Annotated in this window: 13 protein-coding genes; 12 read left to right on the top strand and 1 reads right to left on the bottom strand. The window is 63.0% G+C overall.

The window, feature by feature from the left end:
* The first annotated feature begins 15 nt into the window (after positions 1-15).
* The 5 genes from ACQ66J_RS07445 to ACQ66J_RS07425 all read left to right on the top strand — a co-directional run bounded on the left by ACQ66J_RS07445 (position 16) and on the right by ACQ66J_RS07425 (position 6139).
* Complete coding sequence (locus ACQ66J_RS07445) at positions 16-426, top strand: YraN family protein (RefSeq protein ID WP_430431106.1); 411 nt, start codon at positions 16-18, stop codon at positions 424-426.
* 97 nt (positions 427-523) lie between these two features.
* Positions 524-1132, top strand: coding sequence for a BON domain-containing protein (locus ACQ66J_RS07440; protein WP_375547740.1), 609 nt, complete (start codon positions 524-526; stop codon positions 1130-1132).
* Between the two features lie 201 nt (positions 1133-1333).
* Entirely contained in the window at positions 1334-2887 is a 1554-nt protein-coding gene (locus tag ACQ66J_RS07435; protein WP_430431105.1) for a YifB family Mg chelatase-like AAA ATPase, read from the top strand.
* Between the two features lie 23 nt (positions 2888-2910).
* Positions 2911-4755, top strand: a complete 1845-nt coding sequence (locus ACQ66J_RS07430; RefSeq protein WP_430431104.1) for a response regulator — start codon at positions 2911-2913, stop codon at positions 4753-4755.
* A gap of 19 nt (positions 4756-4774) precedes the next feature.
* Positions 4775-6139 carry an AmpG family muropeptide MFS transporter gene (locus ACQ66J_RS07425; RefSeq protein ID WP_430431103.1) on the top strand — a complete coding sequence of 455 codons (1365 nt, stop codon included), beginning with the start codon at positions 4775-4777 and terminating at the stop codon, positions 6137-6139.
* Here the strand turns inward: ACQ66J_RS07425 and ACQ66J_RS07420 are convergent, their stop codons facing one another.
* Positions 6140-8428, bottom strand: coding sequence for an NADP-dependent malic enzyme (locus ACQ66J_RS07420; RefSeq protein ID WP_375547744.1), 2289 nt, complete (start codon positions 8426-8428; stop codon positions 6140-6142).
* Between the two features lie 149 nt (positions 8429-8577).
* On the opposite strand from ACQ66J_RS07420, the gene mutS reads away from it, so the two are divergent.
* The 7 genes from mutS (at position 8578) to ACQ66J_RS07385 (ending at position 19472) form a co-directional block, all read left to right on the top strand.
* Positions 8578-11244: a DNA mismatch repair protein MutS gene (gene mutS, locus ACQ66J_RS07415; RefSeq protein WP_430432240.1), complete on the top strand. Its 2667-nt coding sequence runs from the start codon at positions 8578-8580 to the stop codon at positions 11242-11244.
* Positions 11245-11276: 32 nt separating this feature from the next.
* The gene (locus tag ACQ66J_RS07410; RefSeq protein WP_430431102.1) at positions 11277-14093 is read left to right on the top strand and encodes a [protein-PII] uridylyltransferase; all 2817 of its coding nucleotides are present in this window, start codon (positions 11277-11279) and stop codon (positions 14091-14093) included.
* Positions 14094-14096: 3 nt separating this feature from the next.
* Positions 14097-15707 (top strand): murein biosynthesis integral membrane protein MurJ, encoded by a 1611-nt coding sequence (gene murJ, locus ACQ66J_RS07405; RefSeq protein ID WP_430431101.1) that lies wholly within the window; start codon positions 14097-14099, stop codon positions 15705-15707.
* Positions 15708-15768: 61 nt separating this feature from the next.
* On the top strand, positions 15769-16812 hold the full coding sequence (gene trpS / locus ACQ66J_RS07400) for a tryptophan--tRNA ligase (RefSeq protein WP_430431100.1): 1044 nt from the start codon (positions 15769-15771) through the stop codon (positions 16810-16812).
* Between the two features lie 107 nt (positions 16813-16919).
* Complete coding sequence (locus ACQ66J_RS07395) at positions 16920-17471, top strand: copper chaperone PCu(A)C (protein ID WP_430431099.1); 552 nt, start codon at positions 16920-16922, stop codon at positions 17469-17471.
* Positions 17472-17666: 195 nt separating this feature from the next.
* Positions 17667-18629, top strand: a complete 963-nt coding sequence (locus ACQ66J_RS07390; protein ID WP_430432239.1) for a DNA cytosine methyltransferase — start codon at positions 17667-17669, stop codon at positions 18627-18629.
* Positions 18630-19472: an NgoMIV family type II restriction endonuclease gene (locus tag ACQ66J_RS07385; RefSeq protein ID WP_430431098.1), complete on the top strand. Its 843-nt coding sequence runs from the start codon at positions 18630-18632 to the stop codon at positions 19470-19472.
* Positions 19473-19475: the final 3 nt, after the last annotated feature.

Below are 19475 nucleotides of genomic sequence, written 5' to 3'. Positions count from 1 at the left end.
GCGTCAGGGGCAAGCATGCGCGCAGCGGGTGACGCGCTGATGACACAGGCCCGGCGGAACGCCGAACGCCGCGGACGGCGCAGCGAAACGCTGAGCGCGCTCTGGCTGCAGCTCAGAGGTTGGCGAATTCTCGATCAACGGGCCCGAACCGCGGCGGGAGAGCTTGATCTGGTGGCGCGGCGCGGACAGGTTCTGGCCTTTATCGAGGTCAAGCATCGCGCCAGTCTCGACGCGGCGCTGATCGCGGTCACCCCCTATCAGAAACGTCGATTGTTACGCGCCGCCAGTCTGTGGCGCAGCCGACATGGCGCGCTGGCTGCATTGCAGCCCCGTTTTGACGTCATCGCCTGGCCCGAACAGGGCTGGCCGCGTCATATAAAAGGCGCCTTCATGATCGAGACCGACGATCTGGCCGGGCTGATCTGACCTGTGCGGCAGCGATGGTGGTAACGCCTGGTTAACCCAATGCTCACCCGTCACGCCTAAATTGACCATCTGCGTGTCACACAGAAAGACAAATCCCATGACCTCGATCCGAATTGTCCTTCTTGTTCTTGCGACTGTGGCTCTGACGAGCTGCGCCGCCCTTCAGCCCGGACGCTCCGTGGGGCGACAGGTCGATGACTTCAACGCTTCGGTCTCGCTCAAATCAGCCATGCTGCGCGCCGAGGGCTATGCGCTTAATGGCGTGGATGTTGAGATCACTGAAGGCGTTGCACTCCTCACCGGTCACGCCCCGCGTGCGGAAGACCGGATTTACGCCGAGTGCCTCGCCTGGTCCGTGCAGAGTGTTCGCTCGGTCTCCAACCAGATCGAACTGGGCGGGCGTCGCGGCATCGCAAACGCCACACGCGACAGCTGGATCACCCAGCAAGTACGCTCGCGACTGGCCTCCGATAGCGCCATCCGCAGCCTCAATTTCAATATCGAGACTCATTCCGGCGTCGTCTATCTGCTCGGCTTCGCGCGCAGCTCGCAGGAAAGCGAACGCGCCGCCGCTCACGCCGCCCTGGTGGAAGGCGTTGAACGCGTGGTGGTCCTGACCCGGGCCCCTGATGTGGCGCCGGACTTGCCCGCACGTGGAGCGCAACAAGCTCAAGCGTGTGATTTAGCTGGCGAACCGGACGCTTAACCCGCCTTAAGACCTCTTAACTTTTGGGTTGCGGGAATAGCCTAAAACGCGTTTTATAGAGAAAATTTCCCCGACAGGTTGACCGTGTCACGTCACTTATTCTATTAATGTTCTTGTTTTGAACAACTCTGTTCCGGCCAATGTGGATAACTCGCGTTAACCGTGTTGTTTGATTGATCAAGTTCATTGAATGAGGGCGCCATGGGCATCCGCACATACTCCGCCGCTTTCGACGGCGCACAGGCGCGACTGGTGGATGTTCAGGTCCAGATCGCTGGCGGCATGCCGAACTTCATGATTGTGGGACTGGCGGACAAGGCGGTCGCGGAAAGCCGTGAACGTGTCCGCGCCGCGTTCGCCGCCGTTGGTCTGTCACTGCCCTCCAAGCGCCTGATCGTCAATCTCGCGCCCGCCGACCGCCCCAAGGAGGGCGCCCATTACGATCTGCCCATCGCGCTGGGCCTGATGGCCGCCATGGGCGTCTTGCCGGTGGATATGCTCGCCGAGCATCTAGTGATGGGCGAGCTAGGGCTTGATGGCGGATTGTCGCCCTCGCCCGGCGCCCTGCCCGCCGCCATGCTGGCGCAGGAAAAGGATCTGGGCTTCATCTGTCCGGAAAGCTGCGGGCCGGAAGCCGCCTGGGCGGGCGGCGAACTGCCCATTCTGGCGCCGGCTTCACTCATCCAGCTGGTCAATCATTTCAAGGGCGGACAGGTGCTGTCCCGGCCCGCGCCCGGCGATCTCATCGAAGCGGATCCGTGCCGGGATTTGCGCGATGTTCGCGGACAGGAAACCGCCAAGCGCGCGCTCGAAGTCGCCGCCGCCGGCGGACACAACCTCCTCATGGTCGGACCGCCCGGCGCCGGCAAATCCATGCTGGCCTCCCGCGCGCCGGGCCTGTTGCCGCCCCTCACCTCGTCAGAATTGCTGGAAGTGTCGATGGTGCAATCGGTGGCGGGTCTGCTGGAACGGGGGCGCCTGTCGCGCAATCGCCCGTTTCGCGCCCCCCACCATTCCGCCTCCATGGCGGCCATGGTGGGCGGCGGCACGCGCATCCGCCCCGGGGAGGCGTCTCTCGCGCATCACGGGGTTCTGTTTCTGGATGAATTGCCCGAATTTCATCCCCAGGTGCTCGACAGTTTACGCCAGCCGCTTGAAACCGGAGAAATCGCGGTCGCGCGCGCCAATGCCCGCATCACCTATCCCGCCCGGTTTCAACTGATCGCGGCGATGAATCCGTGCCGCTGCGGCTGGGCCGGCGAGAACGGGCAGGCCTGCGCGCGCGGCCCCAAATGCGCCCAGAGTTATCAGGCGCGCGTCTCCGGTCCGATGATGGACCGGATCGACCTGCAAATCGACATACCGCCCGTCACCCCGGCGGATCTGGCTTTGCCCCCTGCGCCTGAAGGCACGGCGGACGCTGCGGCGCGCGTCGCCGCCGCCCGCGCCATCCAGAACGAGCGGGGCGCGCTGAACGCGCATTTGAGCGGGGAGGCCTTTGATCAATTCGCCAGTCCGGACGAACCCGGGCGGGCGCTGCTGCTGCGGGCGTGCGAGGCGATGGGGCTGACCGCGCGCGGCTATCACCGCGTCCTGCGCGTGGCGCGCACCCTCGCCGACCTTGATCAGTGCGAACAGGTGCGCCGCATCCATGTGGCCGAGGCGCTGAGCGCCCGGCGCGCCGCCACGCAGGGGCAGGCGATCTCCACTCCCAACGCACTGAAAAGCGCCCCCTCGCTTTCGACGCTTCGTTAACGCGCGGCGCGTAAACAGGGTTCATGGAGCGTGAATGGGACACTGCCGCCGAAAACCCCCATCCCCAGCGCAGTCTTCTGGACGCGATGGCGGAGCTGGTGCTTGCACGGGATTCATCAGGGCGCGTGACCGAGGTCAACGCCGCATTCCTCAAGGCATTTGGCGGCGCGCGCTCTGACTGGATCGGGCGCTGGTTCGCCGTCGCTCCCGCCCCCAGCACGCCCGGTCAGGCCCGCCGCTATGACGCCGCCATGCGCACCCGCGCCGGCGCCGCCTGGATTGAGTGGTCGGAAACCACGCTGGACACGGGCGGGACGGTCGCCATCGGACGCGATGTCAGCGACGAGCGCCGCGAGCGTGCTGAAGCCAGCGAAGCGGCAGCGGGTAAATCGGTCTTTTTCGCCTCGGTCACCCATGAATTGCGCACGCCGTTATCAGGCGCGCTCGGGGCCGCGGCGCTGCTTAAAGACAGTGGCCTGCATCCTGACCAAGCCGCCTATCTGGAAGCCGTGCGCTCGAGCGCCCAGCATGCGCTGAACCTGATCGACGATATTCTGGACCTGTCACGGCTGGAGGCCGGACGCCTGACCTTGAGGGCTGAGCCGGTTGATTTGCGCAGCCTGATCGAAGATGCGTGCGAAATCCTGGCCACCCGCGCAGCGGAAAAAGGTCTGGCCCTGGCCCACGCCATCAGCGCAGACGTCCCGGCGGAAATTCGCGCCGATCCCGCCCGATTGCGGCAAATCCTGTTCAATCTGGGCGGCAACGCCGTGAAGTTCACCGAAACCGGCGGCGTGCTGGTGCAGGCGAGCTATCATGAGGGCGAGCTGAGTCTCGCCTTCAAGGATACGGGCCCCGGCATCGCCAAAAGCGAACAATCAAGCCTTTTCAAACATTTCGAACGCGGCGCTGCGGAGCATAACGCCACGCCGGGCGCCGGGCTGGGCCTGGCCATGGTCAAGCGCCTGACCGAAGCCATGGACGGGGATGTGGGCGTCAGCTCAGAACCCGGTCAGGGCGCGGTGTTCTGGACGCGCTTTCCCGCCCCCGCCCTGGCGCCGCCGCCCAGCGAGCGCCCATTGGCCGGTCGCACCATCATCATCGCCTCCGCATCCAGTATTCGCCGTGAAGCGCTGACCCTCAAGGCGCAGGCCCTGGGCGGAGACACTCGGGAAACCGCCTCGACTTACGCCATTTCCGATCTGGTGCCCCGAACGGATGACGCCGCCACCTTGATCCTGGACGCAGACTGGGCCGACCAGGCCCCCGCTCTCAAGACGCAGGCGCCCCATCTTCGCATTCTGGTGCTGGCTGAACCGCGTACGAAAGACCGGTTCACCCATAAGGACGGCCCGCCCGGCATTGATGGCTGGCTGGTCTCGCCGGTCCGGCTCAGCTCGCTGGCCGCCTACGCCCAGGGCCTTGAGATCGAGCCTGAAGAGCCCGTCGCCCCCAAGCTGCCCGACCGCGCGCTGGAAGGTCTCAATATTCTTGTGGCCGAGGACGATCCGGTGAACGCCATGATTGCGCGCACCGTGCTGACCCGGCTCGGCGCAGACGTGGCGGTGGTCGATACGGGCCGCGCAGCATTGGAAGCGGTTGCAGGCGGCCAGTTTGACGCTGCGCTATTAGATATGCGCATGCCCGAAATGGGCGGTCTGGAGGCAGCCGCCGCCATTCGTAGCCTGACAAGCCCCGTCGCGGCGCTGCCCTTGATCGCCCTGACCGCAAACGCCACCGAAGACGACCGCGAAGCCTGCCTGACCGCCGGCATGGACGCGTTTCTGACCAAGCCCTTGCAGCCCCAAGCCCTGATCGAGATCCTCACCGGCTTGTGCGCCCCGCAAAACCGGGCCAGTTTCGCCTAGGACCAGACGAGGGACGATCATGACCGTGGAAACAAACCCGCCAGCGCACAGCTGGGCGCAGACCGTGCGGGTGTATTTCACCCCGGTCATGCTTTCGATGATCGTGCTGGGCTTCGCCTCGGGCCTGCCCCTCTACATGGTGTTCCAGAAGCTGTCTTACTGGCTGCGCGACGCCGGGATCGAGCGCTCCACCATCGGCTTTTTCTACTGGGTGACCCTGTCCTACACGCTGAAATTTCTCTGGGCTCCGATCATTGACCGGGTCCAGATCCCGTTTCTCGCCAAATTGCTGGGCCCACGCCGCTCCTGGATCGTCACCGCCATTTCCGGCACGGTCATCGCGCTGGTCATTATCTCCCAGACCGACCCGACCCAAGGGCTCGCGCCCGTGGCGATCGCGGCATTTCTGCTCGCCTATTCCAGCGCCACGCTGGATGTGGCCATCGACGCCTGGCGTATTGAAAGCGCCCCCAATGACATGCAGGCCAATATGGCCGCCGCCTATTCGCTGGGCTACCGCGTCGCCTACATGACCTCTGGGCTTGGGCTCGCGATTTCCGAATGGGCGGACTGGGACTGGTCCTTCCTGGCGATGGCCGCGGCGATGGCGCTGTCTGCAGGCCTGGTCTTCTTGATGAAGGAGCCCGCCACAGGAACCTATAAGCACGCCCTGACCGGCTCCCTGCCCCAGAAAATCGTCAAGGCGGTGGTCGACCCGTTCAAGCAATTCCTGGGGCGTCTCGGCTGGTGGCTGCTGCCGGTCCTTTTGCTGATCACCCTCTACCGCATCAGTGACTTCACCATGGGCGTGATGGCCGCCCCGCTCTATTCCGATCTGGGCTTCGCGCGCGACGCGGTGGGCGGCATTCAGGGCGGACCCGGCCTGATCGCGACCATGACAGGGTTGTTTCTGGGCGGAATCGCCAGCATGCGCTTTGGCATGATGCGGGCGCTGGTGATCGGGCTTGTGATCACCTTGATCACCAATGGCGCCTATGCCTGGCTAGCGGCTACGGCGGGGCCGGACGATCTGGGCAAGCTGACGCTTGCAGTGGTGGGCGATAATCTGGCCGGCGGCTTTGTGACGACCGTGTTCATCGCCTATCTGTCGAGCCTTGTGGACCCCGAGAACGCGGCGACCCAGTACGCCATGCTCAGCTCGTTTTACGCCCTCTTGCCCAAATTCATGGCTGGCTTCTCTGGCGTTCTGGCCGATTCTGTGGGCTGGGTGTGGTTCTTCATCCTGACCGCAGGCTGGACCCTGCCGGCCGCCGTGCTTCTGGCGCTGGTGCTGGGATGGGGGCCGACGGCGGCGAAGGGTCAGTTCAAATTCGCCGAACGCCGGACCACCGAAAACGCTTCAGAGGGCGAAAAGGCGGAGTAATCACTCCGCCGCCTTCTCCGCTCGCTCATCTGAAAGATCGTGCGCCGCCAGCGCCGCCAGCGTCAGAATGTCGTTCACGCTGGCGCCGAGACGGGCGATCTGCACCGGCTTTTCAAGCCCCACCAGCATCGGTCCCAGCACGGTGGCGCCGCCCGCGGCGCGCATCAGCTTGGTGGCGATGGAGGCGGAGTGGATGGCGGGCATGACCAGCACGTTCGCCGGGCCGGTGAGGCGCGAGAACGGATAGAGACGGCGGTGATCAGGATCGAGCGCCACATCGGCGTTCATCTCGCCCTCGTATTCAAAATCCACGCTCCGCGCATCCAGATAGCTGACCGCTTTCTGAATCGCGTCCGCCCGGTCGCCCGACGGATTGCCGAAGGTCGAATAGGACAGGAAGGCCACGCGCGGGGTGACGCCGAAGCGCTTCGCCGCCGCCGCTGTCTCCACCGCGATGTCCGCCAGCGCTTCAGGGCTTGGGAATTCGGTGACATTGGTGTCAGCGATAAAGAGGGTCCGGCCGCGTGAGAGCACCAAGCTCATCCCCATGACGCGCTCGTTCTCGGCGGTGTCGAGCACCAGCTTCACATCGCCCAGCGCCTGGGCGTAATTGCGCGTCACGCCGGTGACCATGCCGTGCGCATCGCCCAGCGCGACCATGCAGGCGGCGAAGACGTTGCGGTCATTGTTCACCAGGCGCTGCACGTCGCGGCGCAAATACCCCTGACGCTGCAAACGATGGAACAGGAAATCGGCATAGTCGGCGTTCTTGTCAGACAGGCGCGCATTGACGATGCGGATGGCGTCGGACTGAACGCCTAAAAGCCGCATATTGGCGTGCACGGTCTCTTCGCGACCGATCAGGATCGCCTCGCCCAGACCCTGGTTCTGGAAGGCGTAGGCGGCGCGGATGACGGAGGGCTCTTCGCCTTCAGCGAAGACGATGGTCTTGCGCTCACCCGACCGCACATCGTCCTGAATGGATTGCAGGATCGCCGCCGTCGGGTCGAGCCGGCGCGCCAGCGCCGCCTTGTATTGCTCCATATCGGAGATCGGCTTGCGCGCCACGCCGGACTCCATCGCCGCCTGCGCCACATAGGGCGGCACATGGCTGATCAGGCGCGGGTCGAACGGCGCGGGAATGATGTATTCCTTGCCGAATGTGGGACGCGCGCCGTGATAGGCGGCGGCGACTTCATCGGGCACGTCTTCGCGCGCCAGCTCGGCCAGCGCCTTGGCGGCGGCGATCTTCATCTCTTCATTGATGGTGCGGGCGCGCACATCCAGCGCCCCGCGGAAAATGTAAGGAAAGCCCAGAACATTGTTGACCTGATTGGGATAATCAGACCGGCCCGTGGCCATGATCGCGTCCGAACGCGCCTCACGCACTTCTTCTGGGGTGATCTCGGGATCGGGGTTCGCCATGGCGAAGATGATCGGATCGGCGGCCATGGAGCGCACCATCTCCTTGGTCACCGCGCCCTTCACTGACAGACCGATAAAGCAGTCCGCCCCGTTCATCGCCTCGTCCAGCGTCCGTGCATCGGTGTCAGCGGCGTGTGCGGATTTCCACTGGTTCATCCCGTTTTCGCGGCCCTTGAAGATGACGCCCTTGGAATCACACAGGATCGCGTTGTCATGCTGCACGCCCATGGCCTTGAGCAATTCAAGCACGGCGATGCCGGCGGCCCCGGCGCCGTTCACCACGACTTTCAACGCTTTGATATCTTTTCCCGACAGCTCGCAGGCGTTGATGATCCCGGCGGCGGAGATGATCGCCGTGCCATGCTGGTCGTCATGGAAGACCGGGATATCGAGATATTCGCGCAGCTTCTCTTCAATGATGAAGCAGTCAGGGCCCTTGATGTCCTCAAGATTGATGCCGCCAAAGCTGGCGCCGAAGCGGCGCACGCATTCGATGAAGGCTTCGGGATCGTTTTCATCCACCTCGATATCGATGGAATCCACATCCGCAAAGCGTTTGAAGAGCACCGACTTGCCCTCCATCACCGGCTTGGACGCCATGGCCCCCAGATCGCCGAGGCCCAAAATGGCGGTGCCGTTGGAGATCACCGCAACCATATTGCCCTTGGAGGTGTAATCATAGGCGAGGTCCGGATCCTCGGCGATCGCTTTGACCGGCGCGGCCACGCCCGGGCTGTAGGCCAGCGACAGATCGCGCTGGGTCGCCATCGGTTTTGTGGCGGTCATCGCCAGTTTTCCGGGCTTCGGGAAACGGTGGAAGTTCAGGGCTTCTTCGTCATCGACACGGGAGCGGCGGTCAGTCATGGCGGATCCGGGAAAAAAGGGCGGTGGACAGGTGTGGACCTGCACACTAGCCGCTTCGCGGCGTACAGCAAATCACGCGCTGTCACACTTGCGGCGGGCGACGGCGCGGTTACCTTGCGCCCATGACGTCACACGCCGATCCGACCGCCCTGAACGCCCGCGCTTTCCCGACCCCAGAGGGCGGGACGCCGATGATGGTGCAGTTTTTGGAGCTGCGCGCCGAAGCGCCGCTCGACGCTCTGCTGTTCTACCGCATGGGCGATTTTTACGAGCTGTTCTTTGATGACGCCGTGCGCGCCTCCGAAGCGCTCGACATCGCCCTGACCAAGCGCGGCGAGCACCAGGGCGAACCCGTGCCCATGTGCGGCGTGCCCGTCCATAACGCCCCCGTCTATCTGTCGCGGCTGATCAAGGCGGGCTTCAAGGTCGCCGTCGGCGAGCAGATGGAAGATCCCGCCGAAGCCAAAAAGCGCGGCGCGAAATCTGTGGTGAAGCGCGGCATCACGCGCATCGTCACCCCCGGCACACTGACCGAGGATGATCTGTTAGAAGCGCGCGCCGCCAATCGCATCGCCGCCATCGCCCGTCTCGCCACCGGCGAGTGCGCCCTGTCCTGGGCGGATGTGTCAGATGGTGAATTCGCCAGCATGCGCGTCGGCAATGACGGGCTGGAAGCGGAACTGGCGGCGCTGAACCCGTCTGAAGTTTTGTGCTGTGACGAGGACGGCAAGCTGGCGTCTGAGCTGGCGCCGCATGCAGTGATCACGCCGCGCGCCCGCGCCAAGTTTGATTCTGGCGCGGGGGAGCGCCGCCTCAAACAACGTTTCAATGTGCAAAGCCTTGATGGGTTTGGCGCCTTCACCAAGGCTGAGCTGTCCGCGCTGGGCGCGCTTTTGGATTATCTCGAGCTGTCGCAAGCGGGCGCGCCGGCGCGTCTGCGCCCGCCGCTCAGCCTGCCGTCCGGCGCCGCCATGGTGATCGATCCTGCGGCCCGGATGAGCCTTGAGATCGACCGCACGCTTCAGGGGTCGCGCAAGGGCTCTTTGATCGACGCCATCGACCGCACCCTGACCGCGCCCGGCGCCAGGCTTCTGGCGGACCGGCTGGCGCGGCCGTCGATGAACCTGGCTGAAATCCAGGATCGGCTCGACGCGGCGCACTTCTTCTTGGAGAACCGCGCCTTGCGCGAACAGACGCGCGAGCGGCTAAAGGCTGCGGGTGATCCGGCGCGCTGCCTGTCGCGATTGCTTTTAGGGCGCGGCGGACCACGGGATCTGGCGCAACTGAGCCGGGCCCTGAAAGAAGGCGAAAAACTGATCGCGGGCTTCGCCAAGGACCCGCTGAACGCCCCGCCGGCGCCGATCAACCGCGCGCTCGACGCCCTGTCGCTGGCGCAAAACCCCGAACTGGCGCGCCTGGTGCAGGAGACCCAGCAAGCTCTCGTCGCAGAACCGCCGCTGCTGGCGCGCGATGGCGGTTTTGTCGCGCCAGGCTGGACCCCGGCGCTCGATGAAGCGCGCGGCCTTCGTGATGAATCGCGCCGGGTGGTGGCCGGGCTTCAGGCGACCTATGCCGAGCAGTCAGGCGTTAGCGCGCTGAAGGTCAAACACAACAATGTGCTGGGCTATTTCATCGAGGTCAGCGCGAAGAACGCCGACGCCCTGATGGGGGATCAGGCCTTCATCCACCGCCAGACCATGGCGAACGCGGTGCGCTTCTCCACGCCGGAGCTGGGCGAGCTGGAAGCGAAAATCGCTCAGGCGGGCGAGCGCGCCCTGGCGATGGAGCTTGAGATCTTTGACGCGTTCCGCACGCGGATCGAAGCGCTGGATGCGCCCATCCGGCGTGCGGCCGAAGCGCTGGCGGGTCTTGATGTGGCCGCCGCCACAGCCCATTGGGCCGAGGAAACCGGCGCGGAGCGCCCCCATGTGGATGACAGCCTCGCCTTTGATATCGAGGGCGGCAAACACCCCGTCGTCGAACGCGCGCTGGAACGCTCCGGCGAAGGGCGCTTCACCCCCAATGGCTGTCATCTGAACGGCGCTGGCGGGGATCATCCGCGCCTGATGCTGGTCACCGGACCGAACATGGCGGGTAAATCGACTTTTCTGCGCCAGAACGCGCTGATGGCGATCCTGGCGCAAGCGGGGCTGTATGTGCCCGCAAAATCGGCGCGCATCGGGCTGGTGGATCGGCTCTTCTCGCGCGTCGGGGCTGCGGATGACCTGTCGCGCGGCCGCTCGACCTTCATGGCGGAAATGATCGAGACCGCCGCCATTCTCAATCAGGCCGGGCCGCGCGCTTTGGTGATCCTGGATGAGATCGGGCGCGGCACCGCGACCTTTGACGGCCTGTCCATCGCCTGGTCTGCGGTGGAACATCTGCACGCGGTCAATCAGAGCCGGGCGTTGTTCGCCACCCATTACCATGAACTGACCCGTCTGGCCGACGAGCTGGACGCGGCGGGCAATTGCTCGCTCAAGGCCAAGGAATGGAAGGGCGATCTGATCTTCCTTCACGAAGTGCAAAAAGGCCCCGCCGACCGGTCCTACGGGGTGGAGGTCGCCAAACGCGCCGGCCTGCCCCAAGCGGCGGTGAAACGCGCGACGGACATTCTCAAGCGGCTGGAAAGCGATGACGCGCCAGCCGCAGCGCTTGCGGACCTGCCGCTCTTCTCAAGCCTCGCCCCGGAACCCGAATCCCGGCCCAGCGCCAGCGATGAGCGCTTGAAAGAGATTGATCCGGACAGCCTGACGCCGCGCGAAGCACTGGACGTGCTGTATGCGCTGAAAGCCTTGAGCCAAAACTCTGGCTGACGCGCCAGCCGCGCTCGCGTAGAATCAACGCCATGAGACCCACAACCCTCCCCGCCAGTCTTGATGGGCTGCGCTTGCGCGCCGAACTGTCCGCCGCCACCCGCGACGGCTGGGACAAGCCCGCCAATCGCCAGTTGGCGATGACCCGGCTCAAGCGTTATCTCGAGAAGGGCCGGGCGCTGGCCCGGACGCGCCTCACTGGCCCCGAAGGCGGGCTGGAGGCGGCGCGCACCTGGTCGGGCGTGATGAACGCGGCTTTGCGCGCCCTGTTTGATTCCATCACCTCTGATTACACCGACGATCCTCTGGACGGTCTCGCCCTGTGCGCGCTGGGCGGCTATGGCGCGGGGGAGCTGGCGCCGCAATCAGATATCGATCTGGTGTTTCTCACCTCGGATACGCCGCCTGATTTCGCCCAGGCGATCATCGAACAGACCCAGTACGCGATCTGGGATAGCGGCCTGCAGATCGGCGGCGGGGCTGTGCGCACGCTCGATGAAGCCATCGCGCTCGCCCAGGACGATCTGTCTGAACGCACGGCCCTGCTCGATCTGCGCTCCGTCTCGGGCGATATCCGTCTGGTTCGCCAGATGCATACGCGCTTCGATGAAGACATCCGCATCAAGAACGACGCCGAATTCGCCGCCGCCAAGCTGGCTGAACGCGATGAACGCGTGGATCGCCAGGGCGACAGCCGCTATGCGGTCGAGCCCAATATCAAGGACGGCAAGGGCGCGCTGCGCGACCTGCAAACCCTGCGCTGGCTCGCGCAAATCCTTTACGGAGACGATGCGCTGGAACGCTGGGTGGTGGCGGGCCTGTTCTCCATCGACGATGTGAAACGCTATCTCAGCGCGGCGGATTTCTTCTGGACTGTGCGCTTTCACCTGCATGCCCTGGCCGGGCGCAAGGATGACCGGCTGACCTTTGATCTGCAGCCTGAAATCGCCCGCCACATGGGGTTTGAAGACACTGACGACCAGCTGGGCGTGGAAGCTTTCATGCGCAGCTATTTTCTTAAAGCGATCGATGTGGGCGCGCTGACCCGTCTGGTCTGCGCCAAGCTGGAAGCTGAAGAACTCAAGGACCCGCCCGGCGGCCGCTTCCTGCCCGCCGACGGCAGCGCCAGCGAGACCGAGCTGGCGGAACGCGGCTTCACTCTGCATGCCGGGCGGCTTGATTTCGCCGATCCGCAAGCGCCGGAAACCGATCCGGTGATGATGCTGCGCCTGTTTGAAAAGGCCGCCGCGCGTCATCTGGATCTGCACCCCGACGCCGTCGCCGCCATCAGTCGCGGCCTGCGCCAGATTGATGATCGCTTCCGCACCGATCCGCGCGCCGCGCGCAGCTTTTTTGCGGTGCTGATGGACGCGGATGATCCGCGCATCATCCTGCGCGCCATGACCGAAGCGGGACTCTTGGGCGCGTATATTCCCGAGTTCGGCGACATTGTCGCTCGCACCCAGTTCAACATGTATCACCGCTTCACCGTGGATGAGCACACGCTGAATGCGCTGGGCCTGCTGCGTTTGCTCGAACAAGGCAAGCTCAACGCCGACCATCCGCTCGCCTCCAAGCTGGCGCCGGAAATCCTGCATCGCCGGGCGCTGCATCTCGCGGTCCTGTTGCACGACACCGGAAAGGGCAAGGGCGATCAGTGCGTGGAGGGCGGCGAAAACGCCCGCCAGGTCTGTCCGCGTCTGGGGCTGGATGATCATGAGACTGATCTCGTCGCCTGGCTGATCGAGAACCATCTCGAGATGAGCGATGTGGCCCAGCGTCGCGATCTGTCAGACCCTCGCACCGTGCTCGATTTTGCGCAAAAGGTCGGCACGATGGACCGGCTGAATCTTCTCACCATCCTGACCGTGGTCGATATTCGCGCGGTGGGTCCAGGCGTCTGGAATGGCTGGAAGGCCCAGCTGCTGCGCGACCTTTATCAGGCGACCGCCGCAGTCCTGCGCGGCGGCGAACGGCGTGACGAAGCCGAGGCGCGCGCCCGGCTGGAGGAACGCGCCGCACTCGCCCGCAATCATTTCCAAGAGGCGCTCTCCCGCATTGATCCGGAGTTCACACAGATCTGGACCGAAGTGCTCGATCACTCCTACTGGCTGGCCTTTGGCGAGGATGATCGCTTCCGCCACGCCGCCTTTGCCCGCGCCGCCTTTGAACGCGGACAGGCGACCAGCGTCGGCGTGCGCACTGACAAGCGCCGCTCGGCGACCGAAGTCATGGTGCTGACGCCTGACCGGCACGGCCTGTTCGCCGATATCGCCGGGGCGTTGTCCAAGCAGGGCGCCAATGTGGTGGGCGCGCAAGTGACCACCACATCCGACGGGCGCGCCTTCGACGTGTTTTACGTTCAGGAACAGGGCGGACGCCCCTTTGGCTGGTCAGACAGCTATATTCAGGACCGGTTGCGAGACAGCGTCCAAGACGCCGCAGAGCATGGCCTCCCTGAAGACGATGCGCTGGCGGCCCTGAAACCTTTGCGCCGACGCGAAGCGGCGTTCACCGTGACGCCATCCGTCAATCTTGATCTGGAAGCGTCCGACACCGCCCTTGTTATCGAAGCGACGGGCCGCGATCGCCCCGGCCTTCTGCATGCGCTCGCCAAAACCCTGTCTGATATCGGATTGTCGCTGGAGGCGGCGCGCATTGACGGCTATGGAGAACGCGCCGTCGACACCTTCTACGTCACCGAGAAAGGCGGCAAACCCTCTGGCGACGCCCGGCTTGTGGGCATCAAGGTGCAATTGATGAACGTTCTCTCCGACGCCGAAGACGCCGTCGCCATGCACCGCGCCAAACAGGGCCTGGTCGCCACCCCCGCCAGCGCAGGGCGCTAGAGGATGCGATTGCTGCGCTCCTCTGCTGTTGTTGGCGGCTTCACCCTGCTCAGCCGGTTCTTCGGGGTGGCGCGAGACATACTGCTGGCCGCCCGTCTGGGCGCTGGCCCCTTGACCGACGCCTTTTTCGTCGCCCTGACCTTCCCCAATCTCTTCCGGCGCATCTTCGCCGAAGGCGCGTTCAATTCCGCCTTCATCCCGCTCTATGCGCGCCGGCTGGAGGGCGAAGGCGCTGAAGAAGCCGACCGGTTCGCCTCTGAAGTCCTGTCGGTTCTAACTCTTTCGGTCATGGCGCTGGTCGTCCTCGCCCAGATATTCATGCCCTGGCTCATGTATCTTCTGGGACCGGGATTTATCAGCGATCCCGGTCTGTTCGGCTTCGCCGTGCTGATGACCCAGATCACCATGCCCTACCTGCTGTGCATGTCGATGGCGGCGATGATCTCAGGCGCGCTGAACACCCATGCCCGCTTCGCCACCGCCGCCGCGGCGCCGATCCTTTTAAATGTCGTCTTGATCAGCACGCTTCTGGCGGCGCCGGGGTCTCGGGAAGATCTGGCGCTCTGGCTGTCAGCGGGCGTCACCCTATCGGGCGTGCTGCAAACCGCCTGGCTGTACTGGGCCTCCCGGCGAGCGGGCATCAAACTGACCTTTCAGGCCCCACGGCTGACCTCGGGCGTGAAGCGCCTGATCGTGCTCGGCGTACCCGGCGCGGCGGCGGCGGGGGTGACCCATATCAACCAGCTTGTGTCAGGGTCCATTGCGACTCTTCAAGAGGGTGCGCGGTCCTGGATCTACTATGCCGAGCGCCTGTATCAGCTGCCGCTGGGCGTCATCGGCATCGCTATGGGCGTCGCGCTGTTGCCCGCCCTGTCCAAACGGCTGCGCGCTGGGGATGACGCGGGCGCCATGGGCGGCCAGAACCGGGCGATCGAGATTTCCATGGCGCTGACCCTGCCCGCCGCCGCCGCTCTGCTGGTGATCCCGGACGCCGTGGTGGCGGGCCTGTTTCAGCGCGGCGCCTTTGAGGAATCTGACACGGCGCGCACCGCGCTGGCGCTCGCCATTTATGCGGCCGGACTTCCGGCCTTTGTGCTGATCAAGGTCTTTTCGCCCGGCTTTTTCGCCCGCGAAGATACGCTCACCCCGATGAAGTTCGCCGCCGCTTCGATGGCGGTGAACATGATCGTCGGCGTTGTGCTGTTCTTTGGTCCCCTGGGCTATGCAGGACTGGCGCTCGCCACAACATTGGCGGGATGGGTCAACGCCGTACTTCTGGGTTTCACCTTGATCCGCCGCCGACAATTCATGCCGGACGCCCGTCTCACGCAGCGTTTGCCGCGCATCATTCTGGCCTGTCTGGTGATGATGGGGGCGTTGTGTGCGCTCGTCGAGCTGGCTGAAGCGCCCATTCTGGCCGCAATAAACGCCTGGCTCCCGACACCGTTGATCGCCCTCGTCTGGATGGGGCTGCTCGTGCTCTACGGTCTGCTTGTCTTCGGCGTCAGCACGCTGGCCTTGGGCGGATTGAGACCGCAGGAATTACTGGGCGCGCTCAAGCGAGCCCCGGCGCCGTCCGTCGAGGATCAGACCAAAGACGGTACAGGTGCTTGAGGCCCGGCCCCACGCCCTTTAAGACACAGCCTTCCTGACCCTTTGTCCCGAGCGAAAACCCATGACTGACGCGACGCCTGTCTATTCCGGCCCCGAACGTATTCTGTCCGGCATGCAGCCCACTGGCGGCCTGCATCTGGGCAATTATCTGGGCGCGCTGAAGAATTGGGTGCCCATGCAGGATAGCGGCAAAGAATGTTTCTTCTGCGCGGTGGACATGCACGCCATGACGGTGGAGTACGACCCCTCCGTGCTGCCTGACCGGGTGCGCGGCGTGGCGGCCGCCTATATCGCCGCCGGCGTCGATCCCAAGCGCAGCGCCATTTTCGCCCAGTCCGCCGTGCCCGAACATGCCGAACTGAGCTGGGTGCTCCAGTGCGTCGCCCGCATGGGCTGGATGGAGCGCATGACCCAGTTCAAGGACAAGGCCGGGTCGGGCAAGGACGCCGAGCGCGCCAGCGTGGGCCTGTTCACCTATCCGGTGCTGATGGCGGCGGACATCCTGGTCTACAAGGCGACCCATGTGCCCGTGGGCGACGACCAGAAACAACATCTGGAGCTGTCGCGCGACATCGCCGCACGGTTTAACCGCGATTTCGGCGACGACCAGATCATCCTGCCCCAGCCCGAACCCGTGATCCTGCCGACTGGCGCGCGTGTCATGTCGCTCAAGGACGGCACGAAGAAGATGTCGAAATCCGACCCGAGCGACAACGCCCGGATCAATCTGCACGATGACGCCGACACGATCGCCCGCAAGATCAAGAAAGCCAAAACCGATCCCGAACCCCTGCCCGACACCGCTGAGGGGCTCGCAGATCGCCCGGAAGCGAAGAACCTTGTGGGTCTCTACGCCGCGCTGACCGGCGCCTCCGTGGCCGAGGTTCTGGGCGAGTTCGGCGGGGAAGGCTTTGGCGCGTTCAAACCGAAACTGGCTGAAGCGGCCGTGGAATACATCGCACCGGTGAGCGAGGAATACGCCCGACTGCTTGATGATAAAGCGGAAATCGACGCCGTACTGAGAGACGGCGCCGAGCGCGCCCGCGCCGCCGCCCAGCCGGTCATGGCGGAAGTCAAAAAACTGATCGGCTATTGGGGCGCGTAAACGCCGCAGGCTGCACGCTTGCGCCAAGGCGCGCCACGCGCCAAATCTGAATACGACCGGTTTCGGGCGGCGCCACGGGCGTCGCCCGTCTCATATGGAGAGATGACATGCTCAAACGCGCCCTCTACGCCCTCGCCCCCTTCAGCGTTCTGACCCTCGCCGCCTGCTCGCCCGCCGAACAGGCGCCGGCGAGCACCGAACCCGCTGATTACGCCGTCATTGAAGGCTGGGTGCGTGCGCCTCTGGGCGGACGCGACGTCACCGCAGGCTTTGTCACCCTGACCGCTGGCGCGCCCGGCGGCCAACTTGTGGGTGCGACGACCGAGGAAGCGGACGCCATCGAGCTGCACACCATGGCCATGGACGGCGCGGTGATGCGCATGCGCCATGTGGACGCCATCGACATTCCCGCGGGCGGCGCGGCGAGCCTCGCCCCCGGCGGCGACCATCTGATGATCTTCGGCGTCAACCCGGCTGAGCTCGAAGACGGCGAGATGGCTCTGACGCTTGAGTTCGCCGACGGCGAAACCCTCGCCATCACCCTCCCCGTGCGCGACACCGCCCCGGAGCTTGACCCGGAAATGGGCGCGATGGGCCATGACCGTCATGAAATGGGCGGCGAGGGTGAAACCGAGGCGTCTGAGGGTGACGGTCAGTAGCGCCGATATCCGGTCCTGAATGCAAAAAGCCCCGGCCAATGGCCGGGGCTTTTTCGTATGGTCAGATTGACTTCTGATGTGAATAACAAGTATGTTCTTCTTTTGTTCGTTTGGGATGAGTCTGCACTTGATATAGTGTTTAAGATTCTGAGGAGGCACCAAATGTCGCGTCACGCAGATCATCCAATGTCAAATATGCTGAGTTCTGTGGAGCTCTGCGCCGGTGCTGGCGGCCAAGCTTTAGGCTTGGAACAAGCGGGCTTTGCACATGAATGCGTCGCTGAGATTGACAAGGACGCATGTGCAACCTTGAGGCTGAACCGTCCCGAATGGAATGTTTGGGAAGGTGACATCAAAGACTTTAATGCCTCAGCCTACAAAGGTGTAGACATCGTTGCTGGCGGCCTGCCTTGCCCGCCCTTCTCAGTAGCTGGAAAGCAACTTGGTGAACGCGACGAACGTAATCTCTTCCCAGCCGCACTCGGCATTATCGATGAAATCCGCCCTGGCGCGGTAATGATTGAAAATGTGCGCGGATTTCTAGGGCCAGTTTTTGAAGATTACCGCGAAGAGCTCAGAGCCAAGCTTCATGCACTTGGTTATAAAACTGACTGGGAACTTCTGAATGCATCGTCATTCGGAGTACCTCAGCTTAGGCCGCGTGTGGTAATTGTTGCTATACGCCATGCTTTCGCAGAGCACTTCAAATGGCCAGACCCAATTACGCACGAACCGCCAACCGTTGGCGAGACCCTGATTGATCTTATGGCCGAGAATGGTTGGCCGGGCGCACATGATTGGGCGCAAAAAGCCGACAGTATTGCTCCCACGATTGTTGGTGGATCAAAAAAGCATGGCGGCCCTGACTTAGGCCCTACTCGCGCAAAAAGAGCCTGGGAAGCTTTAGGCGTAAACGGCAAGACAATTGCGCCCGAAGCCCCGGATAGAGATTTCACAGGCATGCCGCGCCTTACCGTTCCTATGGTCGCACGAATCCAAGGCTTCCCTGACCACTGGAAGTTTTCAGGCAAGAAAACAGCCGCATATAGGCAAGTCGGGAATGCCTTCCCACCACCCGTTGCACGGGCGGTTGCGACTAATCTCAGCAATGCATTAATGGCAACGAATCGAGTCTTTCAAGTTAGAACGGTTGCTTAGATGTCAATTATTTCCAAAGCACGGTCCGATTTTCACAAATCTCTACTAGATAAAATTCTCACCATCTCAGGGGATGAGATTCCCAGCATCGCCGACAACAAAAATAGAGCAAGCATAGCAATATCAAGGAACTTAATTAACAAATTAGGTGACCCTAAAACTATCCCTAGTAAGATTAAAGGCCAGACAGCTGGATCGATATTTGAAGATATATGCGCGACCTTTGTGCGTGATACTTTCACCCACCTAGGTACTATTCGACCAGGCTCATTCGATGTTGTCAAAGGAGGCCTCATAAGCAACTTTGATCAGTATGGTCATCTTGATGAGCTTGATGCGCTTATCAAAGATAAGCCTGCCGTTAGGGCAGCGCTAGGTTCTGATTATCTTATTAAGCCAGATATCATTGTTTCACGCGCCCCAGAAAGTGACGTTTTCATCAACGCGACACATAATGTAATCGATAAACAACATGGTCTATACAGCCCTATCCGGGCTCAAAATAACTCAAAAAAGATTATGCATGCCTCTATAAGCTGCAAATGGACAATACGCAGTGATCGGGCACAAAACTCTCGATCTGAAGGGCTTAACCTTATTAGGAATCGTAAAGGTAGATTGCCCGGAATTGCAGTAATTACTGCAGAACCTACTCCCGCTAGGATTGCGTCTATAGCTTTAGGGACCGGCGATCTGGATTGCGTTTATCACATAGCCCTTAAAGAACTCAGAGAAGCCATTGTATTGGCTGGATTAGATGACGCACTCCTCTTGTTGGATATTATGATAAATGGTCGAAGATTGCGTGATATTTCAGATTTGCCGCTAGATTTAGCAATATAAAGC

Origin of the sequence: Oceanicaulis sp. (assembly GCF_965284345.1) — a bacterium.
GTDB classification, from domain to species: domain Bacteria; phylum Pseudomonadota; class Alphaproteobacteria; order Caulobacterales; family Maricaulaceae; genus Oceanicaulis; species Oceanicaulis alexandrii_A.
This window is presented reverse-complemented; position numbering and strand designations above follow the sequence as displayed.